Genomic DNA, 18495 nt, shown 5'->3' with positions numbered 1-18495 from the left:
GGTATAAATAAATCTTATCAATAATCATTGGTGTGATAATTTAAATTAAAATAATATAAAAATAAATACAATAATGATTAAAATTTATAACATCTAAATAAAAAACGTTTTAAATTACTTAACTTATTTTCTTGCTTATCAATTAAAAATGTTATTTACCTCGCCTCATTGGCATGGTTGAAGTCTGATTAAGTGTTAATCCTTTGGTTTCTGGCGCAAACAACACAGAAACTATCATGCCGAATAAAGAAATTGCAGCCCCCACTAACATCGTCGTATTAATCCCGTAAGTGGCGATAAAGGCAGGAAGCGCACAAGTTGAAATAACCGTACCAATACGGCTTATTGACATAATGACACCAACTGCCGATGCTCGAATATCGGTTGGGAACAATTCATTAGGATAAAGCCATTGTAAAATTCCGGGGCCACCAGAAAAGAAGGCATAAGTCGCAAAGGCTAAGATAACAAATAAGATAGGTAAATCTGGGAAAACCCCTAGCACTAATAATGCTAATGTCATCATGGCAAAACTACCAATCAATAACGGACGTCGCCCTGTTTGATTTAACCAAAACATAGCAGGAATACATCCAAACATGAAGAATAGGCTAATCACCACATTACCCAGTGCCGCACTCCTTCCCGCATCCCATCCTAATAAACCCACAATCTGAGGCCCAAAGGTATAAATGGCAAACATCGGAATAACTTGGCAAGTCCAAATGACCGCAACAAAAAGCACGAAAGAAAAATGACGTTTATTAAATAGCTCGATAAAACGCGTTGTTTTGGCATTTTCAGCTTCAAAAACGACAGGTTCACCAAAAAGCTTTATCATCATTTCATTACACTCTTGAATACGCCCTTTGCGTATTAGCCAAAGCGGGGATTCAGGTAAATCAAAGCGACCAATTAAAATAATAACGCAAGGAATAAAAGCACTGCCCAACATCCAGCGCCAGCCATCTGCAACATCATATAAAAGATAACCGACTAAGTTGGCACATGTTGCCCCGATATACCACATTGCGGCAATAAAACCGACAGCAAAAGCACGTTGTTTTTTATTGGAAAACTCCGTGATCATTGACGTCGCAATGGGGTAATCAGCACCAATCACAATTCCAATAAGGAATCGCATCACCAATAGACCCACTGGCGTTGACACAAACATCGTTGCAATCGAAATAAGCCCAATAGCCACAATATCAACGAGGAACATTTTGCGACGACCCACTTTGTCACAAATATAACCAAAAAGTGATGTGCCAATAAAAAGCCCTGCTAATGTTGCCGCACCCAACAGGCCTATCCACTGTGCATCAAGCTGTAATAACGGCGTGAGTTGCTCTAATGCCACACCGATAATCACTAACACATAGCCGTCAAGAAAAGGGCCGCCACTCCCCCATAACATCACCCGACGATGTACAGAGGTAAAACGAATATCATCAAAGTTTCTGGGTTGCATGACTGCATCCTGGTATTTTTCTAAATAAAATAAAAAAGAAAAGCTCCCAGGCCGGAGATAGCACTGGGAGAAAAGTAGCGATACATCATCCGTAACGATATTCCACGCCAAAAGTTCCGCGTGGGTATTCCCATTTTTCAAGCGCACTATCTAAACCAAGAATTCGACACGTTCCACACTCTAAGCACCCTGCATAATCAAAACTGATAGTGCCATCTTCTTGTTTTTTATATAGACCTGCAGGACAAGCTTTGACTAAGGTTTCCAATACCTGCATATCAGGTTGCTCTTTAACGACGATATGTGGATTTTCTTCATCGACATTAAATTTATTGATGCCTAATTTGACATCGACATTTACGGGAGAACTCATATTGCTTTTACTCCTTTGATCCCATCTTTGATCAGATTCATCCAACCGACTTTTTTGGTATGACGCATCATGGTTTTACGCATTGGTACGGGCGCTTCACCCGTAACGGTAAAGAGATCTTTCGCGATACCAACGACCATTTCAGGATAAGCAGTGAACATACGAGGATTATCAAGTAGATCAGGCATACGCTGATACGCTTTCATATCGCGCAACGGGCCATCTTCTAAATGTTTGAGATATTCATTAAGTGATTGTTTACTAAAATCATTTTTTGCCATAGCAGAAAGCACCGTTTTTGCAGCCGCTTCACCAGATGCCATCGCTAAATCCATTCCTCGGATAGTAAAGCCAAGGTTCATACACATCCCTGCTGCATCACCAGCAATTAATACGCCATCGCGTACTAATTCGTTTTGCATTCTTAAGCCCGCTTCTGGAACGACATGCGCACCGTATTCCACCATCTTTCCGCCCTCAATTAGCGGAGCAACAACGGGATGCTGTTTAAAATCTTCCAGCATTTGTGGTACTGATTTTTTCGCATCTTTAATATGGTGCAACCCACAAACAAGACCTAAAGAGAGCGTGGTTTTATTGGTATATAAAAAACCACCGCCCATTAATCCATCGGTAGGTGATCCTGCAAATAACCAAGCCGCGCCTTCGTTATCTTTTAGGTTAAAGCGATCTTTAATCACACTTTCAGGCAATTCGATGATCTCTTTTACACCTACGGCTACATTTTCAGCGGCAACACGTTTTGTCATCCCTAACTGTTCAGCTAAGATAGAATTCACACCATCAGCTAAAATAACGGCTTTAGCTTCTAACACATCACCATCAGCTTCCACACCAACAATCTTGCCATCACGTTCGACGAGCTTATCAACGCGAATACCTGTAATACATTGCGCACCGGCATTTTCGGCTTGTTCCATTAGCCATTGATCAAACTCACCACGTAATACAGACCAAGAAGCCGTTTTGGGGTTATTCCCTTCGGCATTTTGGTAATCAATTGTCATTGCACCGGCTTCAGTCATAAACGACAATTTTTCGTGAGTAATAACGCGTTCAACAGGTGCTTCTTGCGCAAACTCAGGAATGATGCGTTCAAGAGTATGTGCATACATACGACCACCGGTTACATTTTTCCCGCCAGCGTAGTTACCTCTTTCTATTAGCAATACTTGTGCGCCTTCCCTTGCCAAAACAAGTGCAGCCACAGATCCTGCTAATCCTGCGCCAACAATAATGGCATCGAAAATATCTTCGGAATCGGACATAACATCTCCAGAATTTGCGATAAATGCAGAGAAGTCACCTTCTCTGCTTAAATAAATCAGTTAGATAATTGACGAGTTAATGCAGGTAAAATCTTCATTAAATCACCGACAATGCCGTAGTCAGCAAATTGGAAGATAGGGGCATTTTTGTCTTTATTAATAGCAACAATAGTTTGTGCGCCATTAGCGCCGACCATATGTTGAATTTGTCCTGAAATACCCGCAGCTAGGTAGAGTTCAGGTTTCAGCATCAGGTTAGAAATACCGACATAGCGTTCGTGCTCCATCCATTTCTCATTTTCAGCAACAGGACGAGAACACGCGATTTCAGCACCAATGGCTTTCGCTAGCTCTTCTGCAATAGCGATATTTTCTTTACTGCCAATACCGCGACCTACACTGACAACAAAACGCGCTTTATCTAAATCAACCGCATTGATTGCGCGCGGTTGAACTGAATTACGAACGATGGTTTGAGCGGGAGCAATCCATGCCACTTTTTGTGCATTACCTGCCGCACTTGTTTCTGGTGCAACATCAAAAGCACCGACACTTGCAGTCACTACGCAATAAGGGGTTTTCAGGGTTTCATCACCAAAGGCAAGACCCCCGTAAACCATGTGTTTTGTTACTAATGCATCACCGTCTACTTTTAAAGATTGTGCGTCATTAGAAACAACCGCCGCTAAACGATGACCCAAACGTGCTGCGAGTAATTTTCCGCGACGTGTATTAGGTAATAGCACTAAACCTGCATCACCTTTTTGTTTGATGGTTTCAACCATGCTTTGTGCATAGTCTTCAATCATACGATCGTCAGGTTTACCTTCTAATTGGAAAACCTCAGTTGCCCCTAATTTAAAAGCAGCCACGCTTTGTTCATCATTCAATGTAAATACATTGATAGATTGTCCTAATGAAGAAGCGCCACCCACTAACTCTGGTAAACGGGAAAGTGCATCACTAAATACCCAAACAGTTGAAAACTGGCTCATAACTCCCCCTATTACTTAAGAATTTTACGTAAATGTTCTGCCAACTCAGCAATCTGATCGTCACCATCACCTTCAATAATGATGCGTTGACGCACTTTCTGTTTTGGTGCCGCAATTTTTTGCTCTGAACGCGCAGTAATCACATCCAGACCAAGATCGGCAACACTCCATTGCTGAACAGGTTTTTTGGCAGCGCCAAGAATGGCTTTCATCGAAGGAATTTGAGGTGTGTTAATATCAGTAGATACCGCAATTACAGCAGGTAATGGAATGGTCAGTGTTTCAATTTCATTTTCTAATTCACGCTCAACCGTAATTGAATCATTAGAGAGCGAAACAATTTTGTTAATACCATTGATTGCAGGGATATTTAAAATTTCCCCCACCAGCAAGCTAACTTGTTGTGAGCTGAGATCTGCAGAGCCATCACCACAAAGAATTAAGTCATAACCTTTTTTAGTGGCTGCAGCTGCCAGCGCAACCGCCGTTTGATAGGGTAAAGAGGCTTCAAATTGGTCATCAACCACAACCACTAAATCGTCAGCACCACGAGAAAGAACGTCTTTACGTGCTTTCGCATTTGTCAGTGCTTTACCACCAACACTCATTGCCGTGATTTGAATACCATCAAGTTGCGTCTTAAGCTGATTAGCGGCTTCAATCGCATTTAAATCATATTGGCTGATTTTGGTATTAGCGCGAGAAAAATCTAGCGAACTATCTGCGCTATTTACCGTAATATCCTGCTCATCGGGAACACTTTTGTAACATGTAATAATATTCATTACATCTCCTGAAATTAATAAATAATGTCATTTACTCTGGCAATGTAATATAGAATTAACATAATTAAGTGATTAAAAAATTAAACCTAGGTCACCAATATTGAACATTATTAAATAAAGAAGAGATAGCGTTCAATATTGCTAAATACATCACCAATATTGAAATTAGTTTTAATTAAAGTGTTCAACTTTCAATATTGCTACTTTGATCAACAATATTGAACATAATAAATATAATGGTATTTAACATTCAATATTGCCACTCAGATCAACAATATTGAAAGACGGAATATAACAAGCCGATTACATACAATGCAATACCAATAATTATCAATAAGTTATAATGAAAATAAAACGTTATAAAACGTAACATAAAATCGACAAAAAGAATAGTGTGAAGTGAATAACAGAATAGATTTCTTATAATATCCATCATTCTTCATCATTAATGGATTTGTAGATTAGCCAATGACTTTATTTTTCTATTATGATGAATCACCAATAGACAAAATATTCATAAATAAACTTAATTGTTTTATTAGTTATTAGGAATTAACACCACTTAAACTTCTGCGCTAAATATATTTGGAAAATTTACCTATGAGCAAAGATAATAAAAAGGCAGGAATAGAACCGAAGGTTTTTTTTCCGCCATTGATCATTGTTGGTATTTTATGTTGGTTAACGGTACGTGATCTTGATGCTTCAAATGAAGTGATTAATGCCGTATTCAGCTATGTTACCAATGTCTGGGGTTGGGCCTTTGAATGGTACATGGTTATCATGTTCGGAGGTTGGTTTTGGTTAGTCTTCGGTCGTTATGCCAATAAACGTCTTGGGGAAGACAAACCTGAGTTTAGTACCGCAAGCTGGATCTTTATGATGTTTGCGTCTTGTACATCAGCCGCCGTCCTTTTCTGGGGTTCGATTGAAATATACTACTACATTTCAAGCCCGCCTTTTGGAATGGAAGGTTATTCGACTCAAGCTAAAGAAATTGGTCTTGCTTACAGCTTGTTCCACTGGGGTCCTCTACCTTGGGCAACTTACAGCTTCCTTTCTGTTGCGTTCGCTTATTTCTTCTTTGTTCGCAAAATGGAAGTTATCCGCCCAAGTAGCACCTTAACGCCATTAATTGGTGAAAAACACGTTAATGGCATTGTTGGGACGATTATTGATAACTTCTATCTTGTTGCTTTAATTCTGGCAATGGGGACTAGCCTTGGTTTAGCAACACCGTTAGTCACTGAATGTATTCAATACTTATTTGGTATTCCTCATACCCTGCAATTAGATGCCATCATTATCTCTTGCTGGATCTTATTAAACGCGATTTGCGTGGCATTTGGTCTGCAAAAAGGGGTAAAAATCGCCAGTGATATTCGTACTTACCTGAGTTTCTTAATGTTAGGTTGGGTGTTTATCGTTGGTGGTGCGAGCTTTATCGTCAATTATTTTACCGATTCTGTCGGTACATTGATGATGTATATGCCTCGTATGCTGTTCTATACAGACCCAATCGGTAAAGGTGGATTCCCTCAAGGTTGGACGGTCTTCTATTGGGCATGGTGGGTTATTTACGCCATCCAAATGAGTATCTTCTTAGCTCGTATCTCTAAAGGCCGTACTGTTCGCGAGCTGTGTTTAGGAATGGTTTCAGGCTTAACCGCAGGAACTTGGTTAATTTGGACAATTCTTGGTGGTAACACCTTACAACTGATTGACCAAAATATTCTCAACATTCCACAACTGATTGAACAATATGGTGTTCCACGCGCCATTATTGAAACATGGGCAGCATTACCGCTTAGTACAGCGACAATGTGGGGCTTCTTTATCCTCTGCTTTATTGCCACTGTCACTTTAATCAATGCCTGTTCTTACACACTAGCAATGTCCACTTGTCGCTCTATGAAAGAAGGCTCTGAGCCACCTTTATTAGTGCGTATCGGCTGGTCTGTGCTGGTCGGTGTTATCGGCATCATTCTTCTAGCACTTGGAGGTTTAAAACCAATTCAAACCGCCATTATCGCCGGAGGATGCCCACTATTTTTCGTCAATATCATGGTCACCTTGTCCTTTATTAAAGATGCCAAAGTACATTGGAAAGACTGATCCGCTATACGCAAAGAATGACATATTAAGAGGTTATTAACATGGATTTTAGATTGAATGATGAGCAGGAACTGTTTGTTGACGGTGTCCGCGAATTAATGGCCAGTGAAAACTGGGAAGCTTATTTCGCACAGTGTGATCGCGAAAGCAAATACCCAGAACGTTTTGTCAAAGCCTTAGCGGATATGGAAATTGACAATCTGCTTATCCCTGAAGAGCACGGCGGCTTAAATGCAGGTTTTGTTACTGTTGCTGCCATCTGGATGGAATTAGGTCGTTTAGGTGCGCCAACTTACGTGCTTTACCAATTACCTGGTGGCTTTAACACCGTATTGCGTGAAGGGACTCAAGAGCAAATTGATAAAATCATGGCGTTCCGTGGTACAGGTAAACAGATGTGGAACTCTGCTATCACTGAACCGGGTGCAGGCTCCGACGTTGGTAGCTTACAAACCACTTATACCCGTAAAGATGGCAAAGTTTACCTTAACGGTAGCAAATGCTTTATCACCAGTAGTGCCTATACCCCTTATGTTGTTGTGATGAGCCGTGACTCAGCATCTCCAGATAAACCAATTTTTACTGAATGGTTTGTGGATATGAGTAAACCGGGTATTAAAGTCAACAAGTTAGAAAAACTGGGTTTACGCATGGATAGTTGCTGTGAAATCACTTTCGATAACGTTGAACTTGAAGAAAAAGACATGTTTGGCCGTGAAGGCAACGGCTTTAACCGTGTGAAAGAAGAGTTCGATCACGAACGTTTCTTAGTGGCTCTCACTAACTACGGTACCGCAATGTGTGCATTCGAAGATGCGGCTCGTTATGCCAACCAACGTGTGCAATTTGGCGAAGCTATCGGCCGTTTCCAACTTATTCAAGAAAAATTCGCTCATATGGCGATCAAACTCAATTCAATGCGCAACATGTTATATGAAACTGCATGGAAGAGTGACAACAACTTAATCACTTCTGGTGATGCAGCTATGTGTAAATACTTCTGTGCAAATGCGGCATTTGAAGTAGTTGATAGTGCAATGCAAGTGCTTGGTGGTGTTGGTATTGCTGGCGAGCACCGTATTTCTCGTTTCTGGCGTGACCTTCGTGTTGATCGTGTCTCTGGTGGTTCTGATGAAATGCAGATCCTGACATTAGGACGTTCAGTACTTAAACAGTATCGCTAATTAATCACGAAAACTCTCTCATCATTAGGTGAGAGAGTATTCATTAAACCACTTACGAGGTGACGCTATGACAGAACATTTACCAATGCCACAATTCGGCCCACTTTCAGGGGTTCGTGTTGTGTTTTCAGGAATTGAAATTGCAGGGCCATTTGCAGGACAAATGTTTGCAGAATGGGGTGCTGAAGTGATTTGGATTGAAAACGTTGCATGGGCTGACACCATTCGCGTTCAACCTCACTACCCTCAACTTTCTCGCCGTAATCTTCATGCACTATCGTTAAATATCTTTAAAGACGAAGGTCGTGATGCGTTCTTAAAATTAATGGAAACCACTGATATCTTTATCGAAGCCAGTAAGGGCCCAGCCTTTGCACGTCGCGGTATTACAGATGAAGTATTATGGGAACATAACCCTAAATTAGTTATCGCGCATTTATCGGGTTTTGGTCAATATGGCGATCCGCAATATACCAACCTACCCGCTTATAACACCATCGCTCAGGCTTTCAGTGGTTACCTTATTCAAAACGGTGACAAAGATCAGCCAATGCCAGCCTTCCCTTATACCGCAGACTATTTCTCAGGGATGACCGCAACCACTTCGGCGTTAGCGGCACTGTATAAAGTTCAACAAACAGGTAAAGGCGAAAGTATTGATATTGCTATGTATGAAGTGATGTTGCGCATGGGGCAATACTTCATGATGGATTATTTCAATGGTGGAGAAATCTGCCCTCGAATGACCAAAGGGAAAGATCCGTACTATGCAGGCTGTGGGCTTTATCGTTGCCAAGATGGTTATATCGTGATGGAAGTTGTCGGTATCACTCAAATTCAAGAAATTTTCAAAGATATCGGACTTGCTCATCTGCTTGGTACACCTGAAGTACCAGAAGGCACTCAACTTATTCACCGTATTAACTGCCCTCATGGCCAATTATTTGAAGACAAGTTAGATGAATGGTTAGCCAAACAACCCATCACTGAAGTACTTAAACGTCTTTCAGAACTTAATATTGCCAGCGCCAAAGTGCTGACTATTCCTGAGCTTGAAGACAATCCGCAATATGTCGCGCGTGAATCGATCACCGAATGGCAAACCATGAATGGAGAAACCTGCAAAGGACCAAACGTGATGCCGAAATTCAAAAATAATCCGGGAAAGATCTGGCGTGGAATGCCATCTCACGGCATGGACACTGACGCGATTTTGAAAAACATCGGTTATAACGACGAACAAATCAGGGGGCTAGTCGATAAGGGGCTGGCTAAAATCGAAAAGTAATACCGTTAAATTCAGATAGCACATAGGTAGAAAATGCATCTGAACTCACGGCAAAAGAATAGGGTAACAGTTTAATGGATGTGATTGGCAAACAAAACTTACGTCAAATGTGGGATGATTTAGCAGAGGTTTTTGGCAAAAAAACAGCGCTAATTTTCGTATCCGCACAAGGACAAGAGAGACAATTTAGCTACAGTGAATTAAATGAAGAGATCAACCGAACCGCAAATCTTTTCCATGCTGGTGGCATAAAAAAAGGCGACCATGTTGCCTTGCATCTTGATAACTGCCCTGAGTTTTTCTTTTGCTGGTTTGGCTTGGCAAAAATTGGTGCTGTCATGGTGCCCATTAATGCGCGCTTTATGTATGAAGAGAGCGCATGGATAATCAATCACTGCCAAGCTCATTACGTGGTAACTCGCGATAATTTCTATCCTATTTACCAACCTATGTTGCAGGATGAACAATGCCCTTTAACGCAACTGTTTTTAATAACAGAAAACAGTCCGCCTGCTGAAAAAGGGGTTATCGACTTTTTAAAAGAGAAAGCCAAGCATCCTGTTACGCTTAATCATCACACACCATTAAGTGTAGATGACACTGCTGAAATTCTTTTTACCTCAGGAACAACTTCTCAACCCAAAGGCGTTGTTATTACACACTATAACTTACGCTTTGCGGGTTATTACTCATCATGGCAAAACGCATTACGTGAAGACGATGTTTATCTCACCGTTATGCCTGCCTTTCATATTGATTGCCAATGCACCGCATCTCTCGCGGCATTTTCTGTAGGTGCGACATTTGTCCTACTCGAAAAATACAGTGCTAGAGCTTTTTGGAAACAAATCCTTAAGTATCAAGCGACGGTGACGGAATGCATTCCCATGATGATGAGAACCTTAATGGCACAACCAGTTTCATCCGAAGAAAAGCAACACAAATTACGCGAAGTAATGTTCTACCTCAATCTCGCAGATGAAGAAAAAGACGCTTTTATTGAGCGCTTTAACGTGCGATTGCTCACCTCTTATGGCATGACAGAAACTATCGTTGGTTTAATTGGTGATAGACCCGGAGATAAACGCCGTTGGCCATCAATTGGTAGACCGGGTTTTTGTTATCAAGCTCAAATCAGAGACAAACAAAACCACGAAGTGCCTGATGGCGTTGTGGGTGAAATCTGCGTAAAAGGCGAGCCTGGAAAAACCTTATTCAAAGAGTATTACAACCGACCCGATGCCACAGCAAAAGCGCTAGAGCCAGAAGGTTGGTTACATACTGGTGATTATGGTTATCGTGACGATGAAGGCTTTTTCTATTTCGTTGATCGCAGTTGCAATATGATCAAACGTGGTGGCGAGAATGTCTCTTGCGTTGAGATTGAAAATATCATTTCTTCACATCCTAAAATTCAAGATGTCGCCGTAATTGGAGTGCCTGACAACATTCGTGATGAAGCAATTAAAGCCTTTGTGGTACTGGTTGAAAATGAAACCTTGAGTGAAGAAGAATTCTTCCATTTCTGTGAGCAAAATATGGCGAAGTTTAAAGTTCCCAGCGCAGTTGAATTTAGAGAGGGCTTACCACGTAATTGCTCCGGAAAAGTGATTAAAAAGCATTTGAAATAAGGCATAGGTAGGTTCAACCACAACTTAATAACCTCAATCATAAATGCTTATTTTTGATGATGAAAAGGAATACAACATGAGCCAATCATTACACCTAACAACGCGTGGTTCAGTACTTGAAATTGTATTAGATAGGCCAAAAGCCAATGCTATTGATGCGAAAACCAGTCATGAAATGGGCGAAGTTTTCCTACGTTTTCGTGATGATCCCAACCTACGTGTCGCGATTATTACAGGTGCAGGCGAACGCTTTTTCTCGGCAGGATGGGATTTAAAAGCAGCGGCTGAAGGTGAAGCCCCTGATGCTGATTTCGGTGCAGGCGGTTTTGCTGGTTTAACTGAGCTTTTCAATCTAGATAAACCTGTTATTGCCGCCGTTAACGGCTATGCTTTTGGTGGTGGATTTGAATTAGCACTCGCTGCCGACATGATAGTGTGTTCAGACAACGCTTCTTTTGCGTTACCTGAAGCACAACTAGGCATTGTGCCAGATAGTGGTGGCGTATTGCGTTTACCTAAACGTTTACCTCCGGCTATCGTCAATGAAATGCTAATGACCGGCCGTCGTATGAATGCGGACGAAGCATTGCGTTGGGGCATTGCAAACCGTGTTGTTAGTTCTGCTGAATTAATGGATAGCGCTCGTGAACTCGCAGATCAAATCGCCAATAGTGCCCCACTGGCTGTTGCAGCATTAAAAGAGATTTATCGTGCCACTAGCGAACTTTCTATTGAAGAAGGCTATAAATTAATGCGCAGTGGTGTATTAAAACATTATCCAAGTGTTCTCCATTCAGAAGATGCCACAGAAGGGCCACTTGCCTTTGCTGAGAAACGAGCACCTGAATGGAAAGGTCGATAATTATTTAGTGTTTCGATAATACAACAAAGAGGAAAACAGATGAGTATCTACGCGTTTGAAGGCCTTGTCCCTGTGGTTCATCCAACAGCTTATGTTCATCCATCTGCAGTATTAATTGGTGATGTGATTATTGGTGCAGGAGTTTATATCGGCCCATTAGCCTCACTCAGAGGGGATTATGGGCGCTTGATTGTTGAAGCAGGCGCTAACCTTCAAGACGGTTGTATCATGCACGGTTATACCGATATGGATACCATTGTTAGAGAAAATGGACATATTGGGCATGGTGCAATTCTCCATAGTTGTATTATCGGGCGTGACAGTTTAGTGGGTATGAATAGCGTGATTATGGACGGTGCAGTGATTGGTGAAGAAAGTATTGTTGCCGCGATGAGCTTTGTGAAAGCAGGCTTTCAAGGACAACCTCGGCAAATGCTGATTGGCAGTCCTGCGAAACATGTGCGTGATATTACTGATAATGACATGGAATGGAAGCGTATGAACACACGCGAATATCAAGACTTAGCGGTGCGTTGTCGTCAAAGCTTAGTCGAAACCACACCTTTAACGGCACCTGAGCCTAATCGTCCACGTTTACGAGGCACAACCGAAGTGAAACCAAAAGGTCAGTAACAAACAGCGACAGGCGTTATACGCGCCTGTCGTCATTGTTCTTTTTTCAACCTGCAACTTAATCAGTCACGTTATCGTCGTTGTGATTTTGATAACATCCATTGCCATTTTTGTTCATGGTTTAACCCATGAGGGATCATGGATGCTAATTTCTCAGGAGAACTTTGACTACTTTTACCTTGAACATGGCCTTTTAAGCGTGAATAAAGTTGAGGATCGATATGACTCACTTTGATCATTCGTTGGCATTGGCATCCTCTGCCTTCAAGCTGATTAGGGACACTTTTCGTTTCACATTCAATTTCTTTTACATCAGAAAGAATATAAGAAACGATATTAATCGCATTACATTGAGGAATATCGAATTTTGTTGCAATTTCTTTCGCACTTACCCAACGTTCTTGCGCTTGAACCCAGTCAGCAATTGATAGATAAAGTGGCTTATTCATGTATTCTTCGCACATATTTACTCCAGTATCACAAATAAAGTTTTATTTATCGCTAAATAAAGATAATAACTGTATATGTTAATTATCATTGCACCGCGGAGTATCGGTTTTCCCTGTTAATCTGGTAAGTTAACAACCCCATCAATATAATATTTAGTTTATTCTTAACAACCAAACTCTTTAATTAACACACTTGTCACAATTTGTTATTTTATTATTAAAGCCAAAGCAATAACAATTAAACCGAGTAAAAACAAAAAATTAATTAAATATTAAAATATAAAATAGCTTTTAGAGAAAAAATAACAATTCATTGATAAATAAACTATTTTTCACAAAAAAATAAAAAATAGATAGATTATATTAATAATCCATTTATAGACTAAGATTATAGTAATAGATCTAAATTTAGATTGCCAGAAAGGTGACTTATTATTAGATGTAAATCAATATTCTTTTATTTTAAGGCATCATAATCTAGTTATTAATACATTAGTAAAAGTGAAGATTAATATCTTAAATATCCCAAAACTGATAAATTAAGTGCTATATAGCGCTATAGCACTTAGTCTCATATTATTAATTTGATTATAAAAAACGACGTTCAAATGCGCCTTGCCAATCATCTGCAAATCTATTTACTGCATCATCGACAACCGGTGAGCGAATAATTGAGTAAGCAAGTTCAATCGGTAATGTCACCGAAGAAGCCCCAGCTAATAAACAATCAACAACCTGACGGGGTGTTTTAAAGCTCGCAGCTAAGATTTTCGTCGGTAAATTATGCATGGTAATCAGTGTTTGTAACTCTTTTACTACTCTTACCCCATCAGAGCCTTGTCTATCCATACGATGCACATAAGGGGCTATATAATCTGCCCCTGCTAAAGCTGCCATTAATCCTTGTGAGACACTGTAAATCGCGGTACCTAATACCAGCATATTTTTTTGTTTCAATTGTTTAATGGCGACAAGTCCCGCTTCAGTAACTGGGATTTTAATCACGGTATTATCCGCGATATTGCCAATACGTAATGCTTCTTCAATCATGGTATCGACATCACTGGCAATAACCTGTGCAAATACCCGACCTTTTCCTCCCATTGCCGCTTTTAATTCAGGCAACAGCGTTTCAATATCTTGTGCCGATTTAGCAATAATAGACGGATTGGTAGTGACACCTGCAATAGGAAGAACTTGAGAGAGTTTTCTGACTTCTTCGATATCCGCTGTATCTAAATAGATTTCCATAATCGCGCCTCAATGATGTGGTTTTTAAGCTAAATAATTATAGGTATAACGTAGAAAGTAGCATTGTGCGCGATGGATTTCTAGTCGATTCAATGAAAATAGCGCCCACACAAAGGCGCTATTGATTTAATTTCAATAATAAATAGCTATTATTTTCATTTAACAACTAAATAATTACCAATCTAAATTTAATATTCAATACCGGATTACATTTTAGATGAAATAATATATATACAATATCATTATTGATATTAAAAAATAATTTTATTTGATTTGACTATTTTTTAAATTCAGCATCAATAACTTGATAAAAAGCATTACCTGTATCCGCAATATCCCAAACACCTAAAATAATTTGATAACCTGAACGCTCTGGTATATTACAATTTATCTCTACGTTTTCTGTTGGTATTTTGCCATTATCATTTTGTTGGCAGAATGGTGTTAAATCAAAATCAGCACGGGTCAGTGGCTTATTTACATCCCACCCTGGTTTCGTAATAAAAAATCGCCATGATTCAGTGCTATGTTTAGCCGTTAATGTCCATTTAAACATATTTTCTCCACTTTTCATTGCCACTTTATGCCAACGATCCGCACTTTGTGCATTTAAAGCAGAAAAAGTCTCTTTCCCACCACTGGCAATTTGACCATCAGCAGGCCCATCTTTAGGAAATCCTTTAAGCCCTTCAATTGATTGAGGTTCATACTGAATTGGTCCACAATTTTTATTTAAATTTCCTCCTTTTGATGAACAAAGGAAAGCTCTACTAGGAGGTACATCAATATATCCATGTTTTAATGTCACATCTGCTGACACGGTTGAAATAAAACTCGCTGATGATAGTAATAATGTTGCAGTAAATACCATAATTTTATTTTTCTTCATAATGAAACCTCAATGATTATTAAAAATTTTAAAATATAATGATTGTGTCAATCCCAATAGATATTAGTCAAAAATAGATAGTTGAATATGTATTTATTTATATTTGTGAGCAATATCGCCATTTAATTTAATATTAAAATGGAATTAAAACAGCTATTTAATATTTATTAGATATACAATTTATTATGGAAATGAAAATAAAACCTTAAAGCAAGATATAAAAAATAAGTATCCAACTGTATCTGACTATTAAAATTTATCAAACTTCATTATTTAAATAATTTTTAAAATGTATTTTTTTGAGAAAATAATCACATTTAAATTAACGATTATATATAGAAAAGTAGCATTATAAGAAAGGAGTTTAGTAGAAAAACATCTTCATTAAGATAGCGTTAAAAACTGTCAGAGCAATATATACATGTTGCCCTGACAAATTTTAAAATACACTATTGTAGATTAGCCTCTTGGAAGCATATTAGCATTAATAATATAGCGATGAGACGAACCAAACTTCTCTGGATTATTCATATAAGAACTTCCTTCTGGTAAATATTGCAATGAAGTAATTTTCATCTTGTTATAAACAGGGAATGTCACTTCATCCTCACCTTTATAGACAGGCATAGAAACACCTAGATTTTCGGGTTCAAGATTAAAATGCCACATAACATTTGCGTTAGAAACATAACCTGACTTCGGTGTAGTTGCAGTAGACATTATAGAAACAGCAGAAACAGGAATATTTACTTGCTTTAATACTGCTTTCTCCTTGTTTTTAACTTCATCTACAAAATCCTTAAACCACGGGTAAGTTTCACTAATCGATAATCCATCACCTCGATATGTTGTTTTCTCATGAGTCTTAACATATTTAGGCCATTCTTCTTCCATTTTATTTAATTTATTTTGTAGATATAATACTTTCTGTTCATTAATATTTTCCTTTATTAATTGACGTTGAGATTTTTCATTAATACCTTGCCATTCATCAACAAACATTTTTATATTAGAAATATCGTTATAATGTTTAATTTTAGAGACATATAAAGTTCTAAAAAATCCCGTATAGTATGGATAATTTCCTCCTTGCTGATCCGATAATGCCGTACTATTAGCATTCTTTAATGGATCACCCCAAGTTTTCCGTGGTTTTGATATTGCCTGCATACCATCAGGTACTGGTGGTGGCAATGGTGCTCCCCCCATCATAGGCGGTGCTGGCGGTGCTGGTGGAATTGGCATTCGCCCATCAGGATCATGCAAAGTCACAGGGTTATTACGCACCATTCGGTATAAATTAAGCCCATCAACCGTACCTGCGGGATCAGCACTTAACCAACGACCAAGCCAAGGTTGATAATAACGGTGGCCGTAGTAATAAAGTCCGGTGGAATCTTTCTCTTTCCCTGAATAACGGATCGTTTTGTAGTCAGCTTCTACCGCATTTTCGCTAGACCAAATTGCAGTGCCTCCATAAGGGTAATACTCTTCATAACTGATTAATTGCCCTTTACCATCAGTTTCTAATCCGCTGTTACCAATGCCATCATCATAGCTATAACGCAATGAATTATTTTCAATGCCTTGCGGTGATCCGATTTCCCAACATAATGCTCTGACTTTTGCACTAGTGCCTACCTGAATATGGACGACATCATATTTTTCTCTTGTCGGATATTCACCAAACTCCCAAACATCAATATTAGATAAGTAATGAGTAAGCACTTTCTCCAACTTATCAGATGAACCTTGCTTACGTCCTCTTAGTTTAGTGGCTCGCTGGCCTTCACTATCATATTGATAAGTTTCCCCCTCATAAATTGATCCGTTTTCTATTTTTCCATTTGTGGCTTCTAATTCATTACAATTATTCCAAAATAGCGTATCGCCATTCAGTAGTTTGGTTAAATTACCACTCTCATCAAAATAGCTATCCACATTTTGTGGATCTGCACATTGAGATTTCAATAAAGCACGATTGGTTTTATGAGAAACAATAATATCTTGAGTAAAACTTTGTTGTGCCGTCGGGGAGTTGTGACGAATTTGCGTTAAATTACCACCACGATCGTAAGTGTATAAGCGGGTGTAATTAGTATAACTTTGCGCATCTTTAGCGAATATTGTCACTGGTTGGGATTGCATCGAAGCAGGTGTTTGCTGATTGGCGGATTCTCGACCAGTAGCACTGACTAATTGATACAGAGAGTCATAAACATAACGATTTTCAGGTACCACTTTCTGATTACGCCAATAGCGAGTCGCTTCAGCGTCGTTTTTTAGTACAATAATATTCCCCACAGGATCATACTCATAACGCAGATCTTGCATGATCTTCGCCCCTAAAGCATGACCTTGAGGACGTTCTGTTTTGACCTGTAGTAAACGCTGTGTTTCTGCTTCATATTCATAAGTGGTTACTAGTCCATTACCGTGCTCTTCGCGTAATTTTTGCCCTGCCGCCGAATAGGTGAGTGAACGTAAAACCTCTTGTTCTGATTTTCCTTTTAAGGTTAGCCACGATTGTTTAACAAAACCAGCAATATCATAGACAATACGGCGTTGATGACCTTTAGCATCTGTTTCTTTTAATACAGCCCCTGTGGCATCATGAGTGAGCATAGTTTTATAATTCTCCGCATGCTCCACTTGATTCATATCGTAACTGCCTTCCTCCCAATGTATATCATTACCAAAGTGAAATTTTCTGATGAAATAGGTATTTTTTCCTAATAAAGAAAACGTCTTAAATTCTTTTTTACCCGCAGTGTCATAATGAGCAATACATTTTCCTACACGATTATTATTAACTGATATTTCGTCGCTATTTGCCCATTTCAACAGTTGTTTTACCTTACTACCTTCCTTAACTTTTTCTAAATTACGCACAAACTCAGGTTTACTATATTCATATGTAATCACAGTACCTTGGGCATTAATCTGCTGTGCAACAGTGCCTTCAATATCATTTAGATTAAAGTTATTTCCATTATCAACACATTGTGAAAGCGATAATGCACCACCTAAACTGATTGTTTGCTGAATATTGGGTTGAATAGAGGAGTCTGATTGCTGTGCTTCATACAATCTAGCATCAATACTGCGCTCTAAGTAACCACGAACATGATAGTGATGACGGATAATACGCTCATCGGTTTGGTTACTTGTATCTGGATGACGACAATAGTTAATTTCACGGATTGTTGATCCATGATTGTCATGAACCACCACAGTGGGTGTTCGTGTATATAATTGTTGATTTGACATATTTCTA

At 39.2% G+C, this 18495-nt stretch carries 15 protein-coding genes; 6 read left to right on the top strand and 9 right to left on the bottom strand.

The window, feature by feature from the left end; genetic code table 11:
• Window positions 1–151: 151 nt before the first annotated feature.
• From GWI68_RS08195 to fixA, 5 genes are all read right to left on the bottom strand, one after another.
• Entirely contained in the window at window positions 152–1474 is a 1323-nt protein-coding gene (locus GWI68_RS08195) for an MFS transporter (protein WP_109408358.1), read from the bottom strand.
• A gap of 85 nt (window positions 1475–1559) precedes the next feature.
• The gene (gene fixX, locus GWI68_RS08190; RefSeq protein ID WP_023582978.1) at window positions 1560–1847 is read right to left on the bottom strand and encodes a ferredoxin-like protein FixX; all 288 of its coding nucleotides are present in this window, start codon (window positions 1845–1847) and stop codon (window positions 1560–1562) included.
• Window positions 1844–3136 (bottom strand): FAD-dependent oxidoreductase FixC, encoded by a 1293-nt coding sequence (gene fixC / locus GWI68_RS08185; protein WP_109408359.1) that lies wholly within the window; start codon window positions 3134–3136, stop codon window positions 1844–1846. The genes fixX and fixC overlap by 4 nt, the downstream gene beginning before the upstream one ends.
• Window positions 3137–3192: 56 nt before the next feature.
• Window positions 3193–4131, bottom strand: coding sequence for an FAD-binding protein (locus GWI68_RS08180; protein ID WP_166539963.1), 939 nt, complete (start codon window positions 4129–4131; stop codon window positions 3193–3195).
• Between the two features lie 11 nt (window positions 4132–4142).
• The gene (fixA, locus tag GWI68_RS08175) at window positions 4143–4916 is read right to left on the bottom strand and encodes a putative electron transfer flavoprotein FixA (RefSeq protein WP_166539962.1); all 774 of its coding nucleotides are present in this window, start codon (window positions 4914–4916) and stop codon (window positions 4143–4145) included.
• Between the two features lie 600 nt (window positions 4917–5516).
• Here fixA and caiT point away from each other — a divergent pair.
• The 6 genes from caiT (at window position 5517) to caiE (ending at window position 12629) form a co-directional block, all read left to right on the top strand.
• A complete protein-coding gene (caiT, locus tag GWI68_RS08170) occupies window positions 5517–7031 on the top strand; it encodes an L-carnitine/gamma-butyrobetaine antiporter (protein WP_072069078.1) in 1515 nt (504 codons plus the stop codon).
• A 41-nt stretch (window positions 7032–7072) separates the two neighbouring features.
• Window positions 7073–8215, top strand: a complete 1143-nt coding sequence (caiA, locus tag GWI68_RS08165) for a crotonobetainyl-CoA dehydrogenase (protein ID WP_023582983.1) — start codon at window positions 7073–7075, stop codon at window positions 8213–8215.
• 67 nt (window positions 8216–8282) lie between these two features.
• Entirely contained in the window at window positions 8283–9503 is a 1221-nt protein-coding gene (caiB, locus tag GWI68_RS08160) for an L-carnitine CoA-transferase (RefSeq protein ID WP_166539961.1), read from the top strand.
• A 74-nt stretch (window positions 9504–9577) separates the two neighbouring features.
• On the top strand, window positions 9578–11134 hold the full coding sequence (caiC, locus tag GWI68_RS08155) for a crotonobetaine/carnitine-CoA ligase (protein WP_166539960.1): 1557 nt from the start codon (window positions 9578–9580) through the stop codon (window positions 11132–11134).
• A 76-nt stretch (window positions 11135–11210) separates the two neighbouring features.
• Entirely contained in the window at window positions 11211–11996 is a 786-nt protein-coding gene (gene caiD, locus GWI68_RS08150; RefSeq protein WP_109408364.1) for a crotonobetainyl-CoA hydratase, read from the top strand.
• 39 nt (window positions 11997–12035) lie between these two features.
• Window positions 12036–12629 (top strand): carnitine operon protein CaiE, encoded by a 594-nt coding sequence (gene caiE / locus GWI68_RS08145; RefSeq protein WP_166539959.1) that lies wholly within the window; start codon window positions 12036–12038, stop codon window positions 12627–12629.
• 71 nt (window positions 12630–12700) lie between these two features.
• Here the strand turns inward: caiE and caiF are convergent, their stop codons facing one another.
• From caiF to GWI68_RS08125, 4 genes are all read right to left on the bottom strand, one after another.
• Window positions 12701–13093 carry a carnitine metabolism transcriptional regulator CaiF gene (caiF, locus tag GWI68_RS08140; RefSeq protein ID WP_109408366.1) on the bottom strand — a complete coding sequence of 131 codons (393 nt, stop codon included), beginning with the start codon at window positions 13091–13093 and terminating at the stop codon, window positions 12701–12703.
• 573 nt (window positions 13094–13666) lie between these two features.
• Window positions 13667–14329 carry a fructose-6-phosphate aldolase gene (gene fsa / locus GWI68_RS08135; RefSeq protein WP_109408367.1) on the bottom strand — a complete coding sequence of 221 codons (663 nt, stop codon included), beginning with the start codon at window positions 14327–14329 and terminating at the stop codon, window positions 13667–13669.
• A gap of 277 nt (window positions 14330–14606) precedes the next feature.
• Window positions 14607–15218 carry a lytic polysaccharide monooxygenase gene (locus GWI68_RS08130; protein WP_166539958.1) on the bottom strand — a complete coding sequence of 204 codons (612 nt, stop codon included), beginning with the start codon at window positions 15216–15218 and terminating at the stop codon, window positions 14607–14609.
• A 459-nt stretch (window positions 15219–15677) separates the two neighbouring features.
• Entirely contained in the window at window positions 15678–18488 is a 2811-nt protein-coding gene (locus tag GWI68_RS08125) for an RHS repeat protein (protein ID WP_166539957.1), read from the bottom strand.
• Window positions 18489–18495 lie beyond the last annotated feature (7 nt).

Source organism: Proteus sp. G2669, from assembly GCF_009915245.1.
GTDB lineage: Bacteria > Pseudomonadota > Gammaproteobacteria > Enterobacterales > Enterobacteriaceae > Proteus.
Note: the sequence above shows the minus strand (reverse complement) of the source record. Positions and strands in the feature narration are given on the sequence as shown.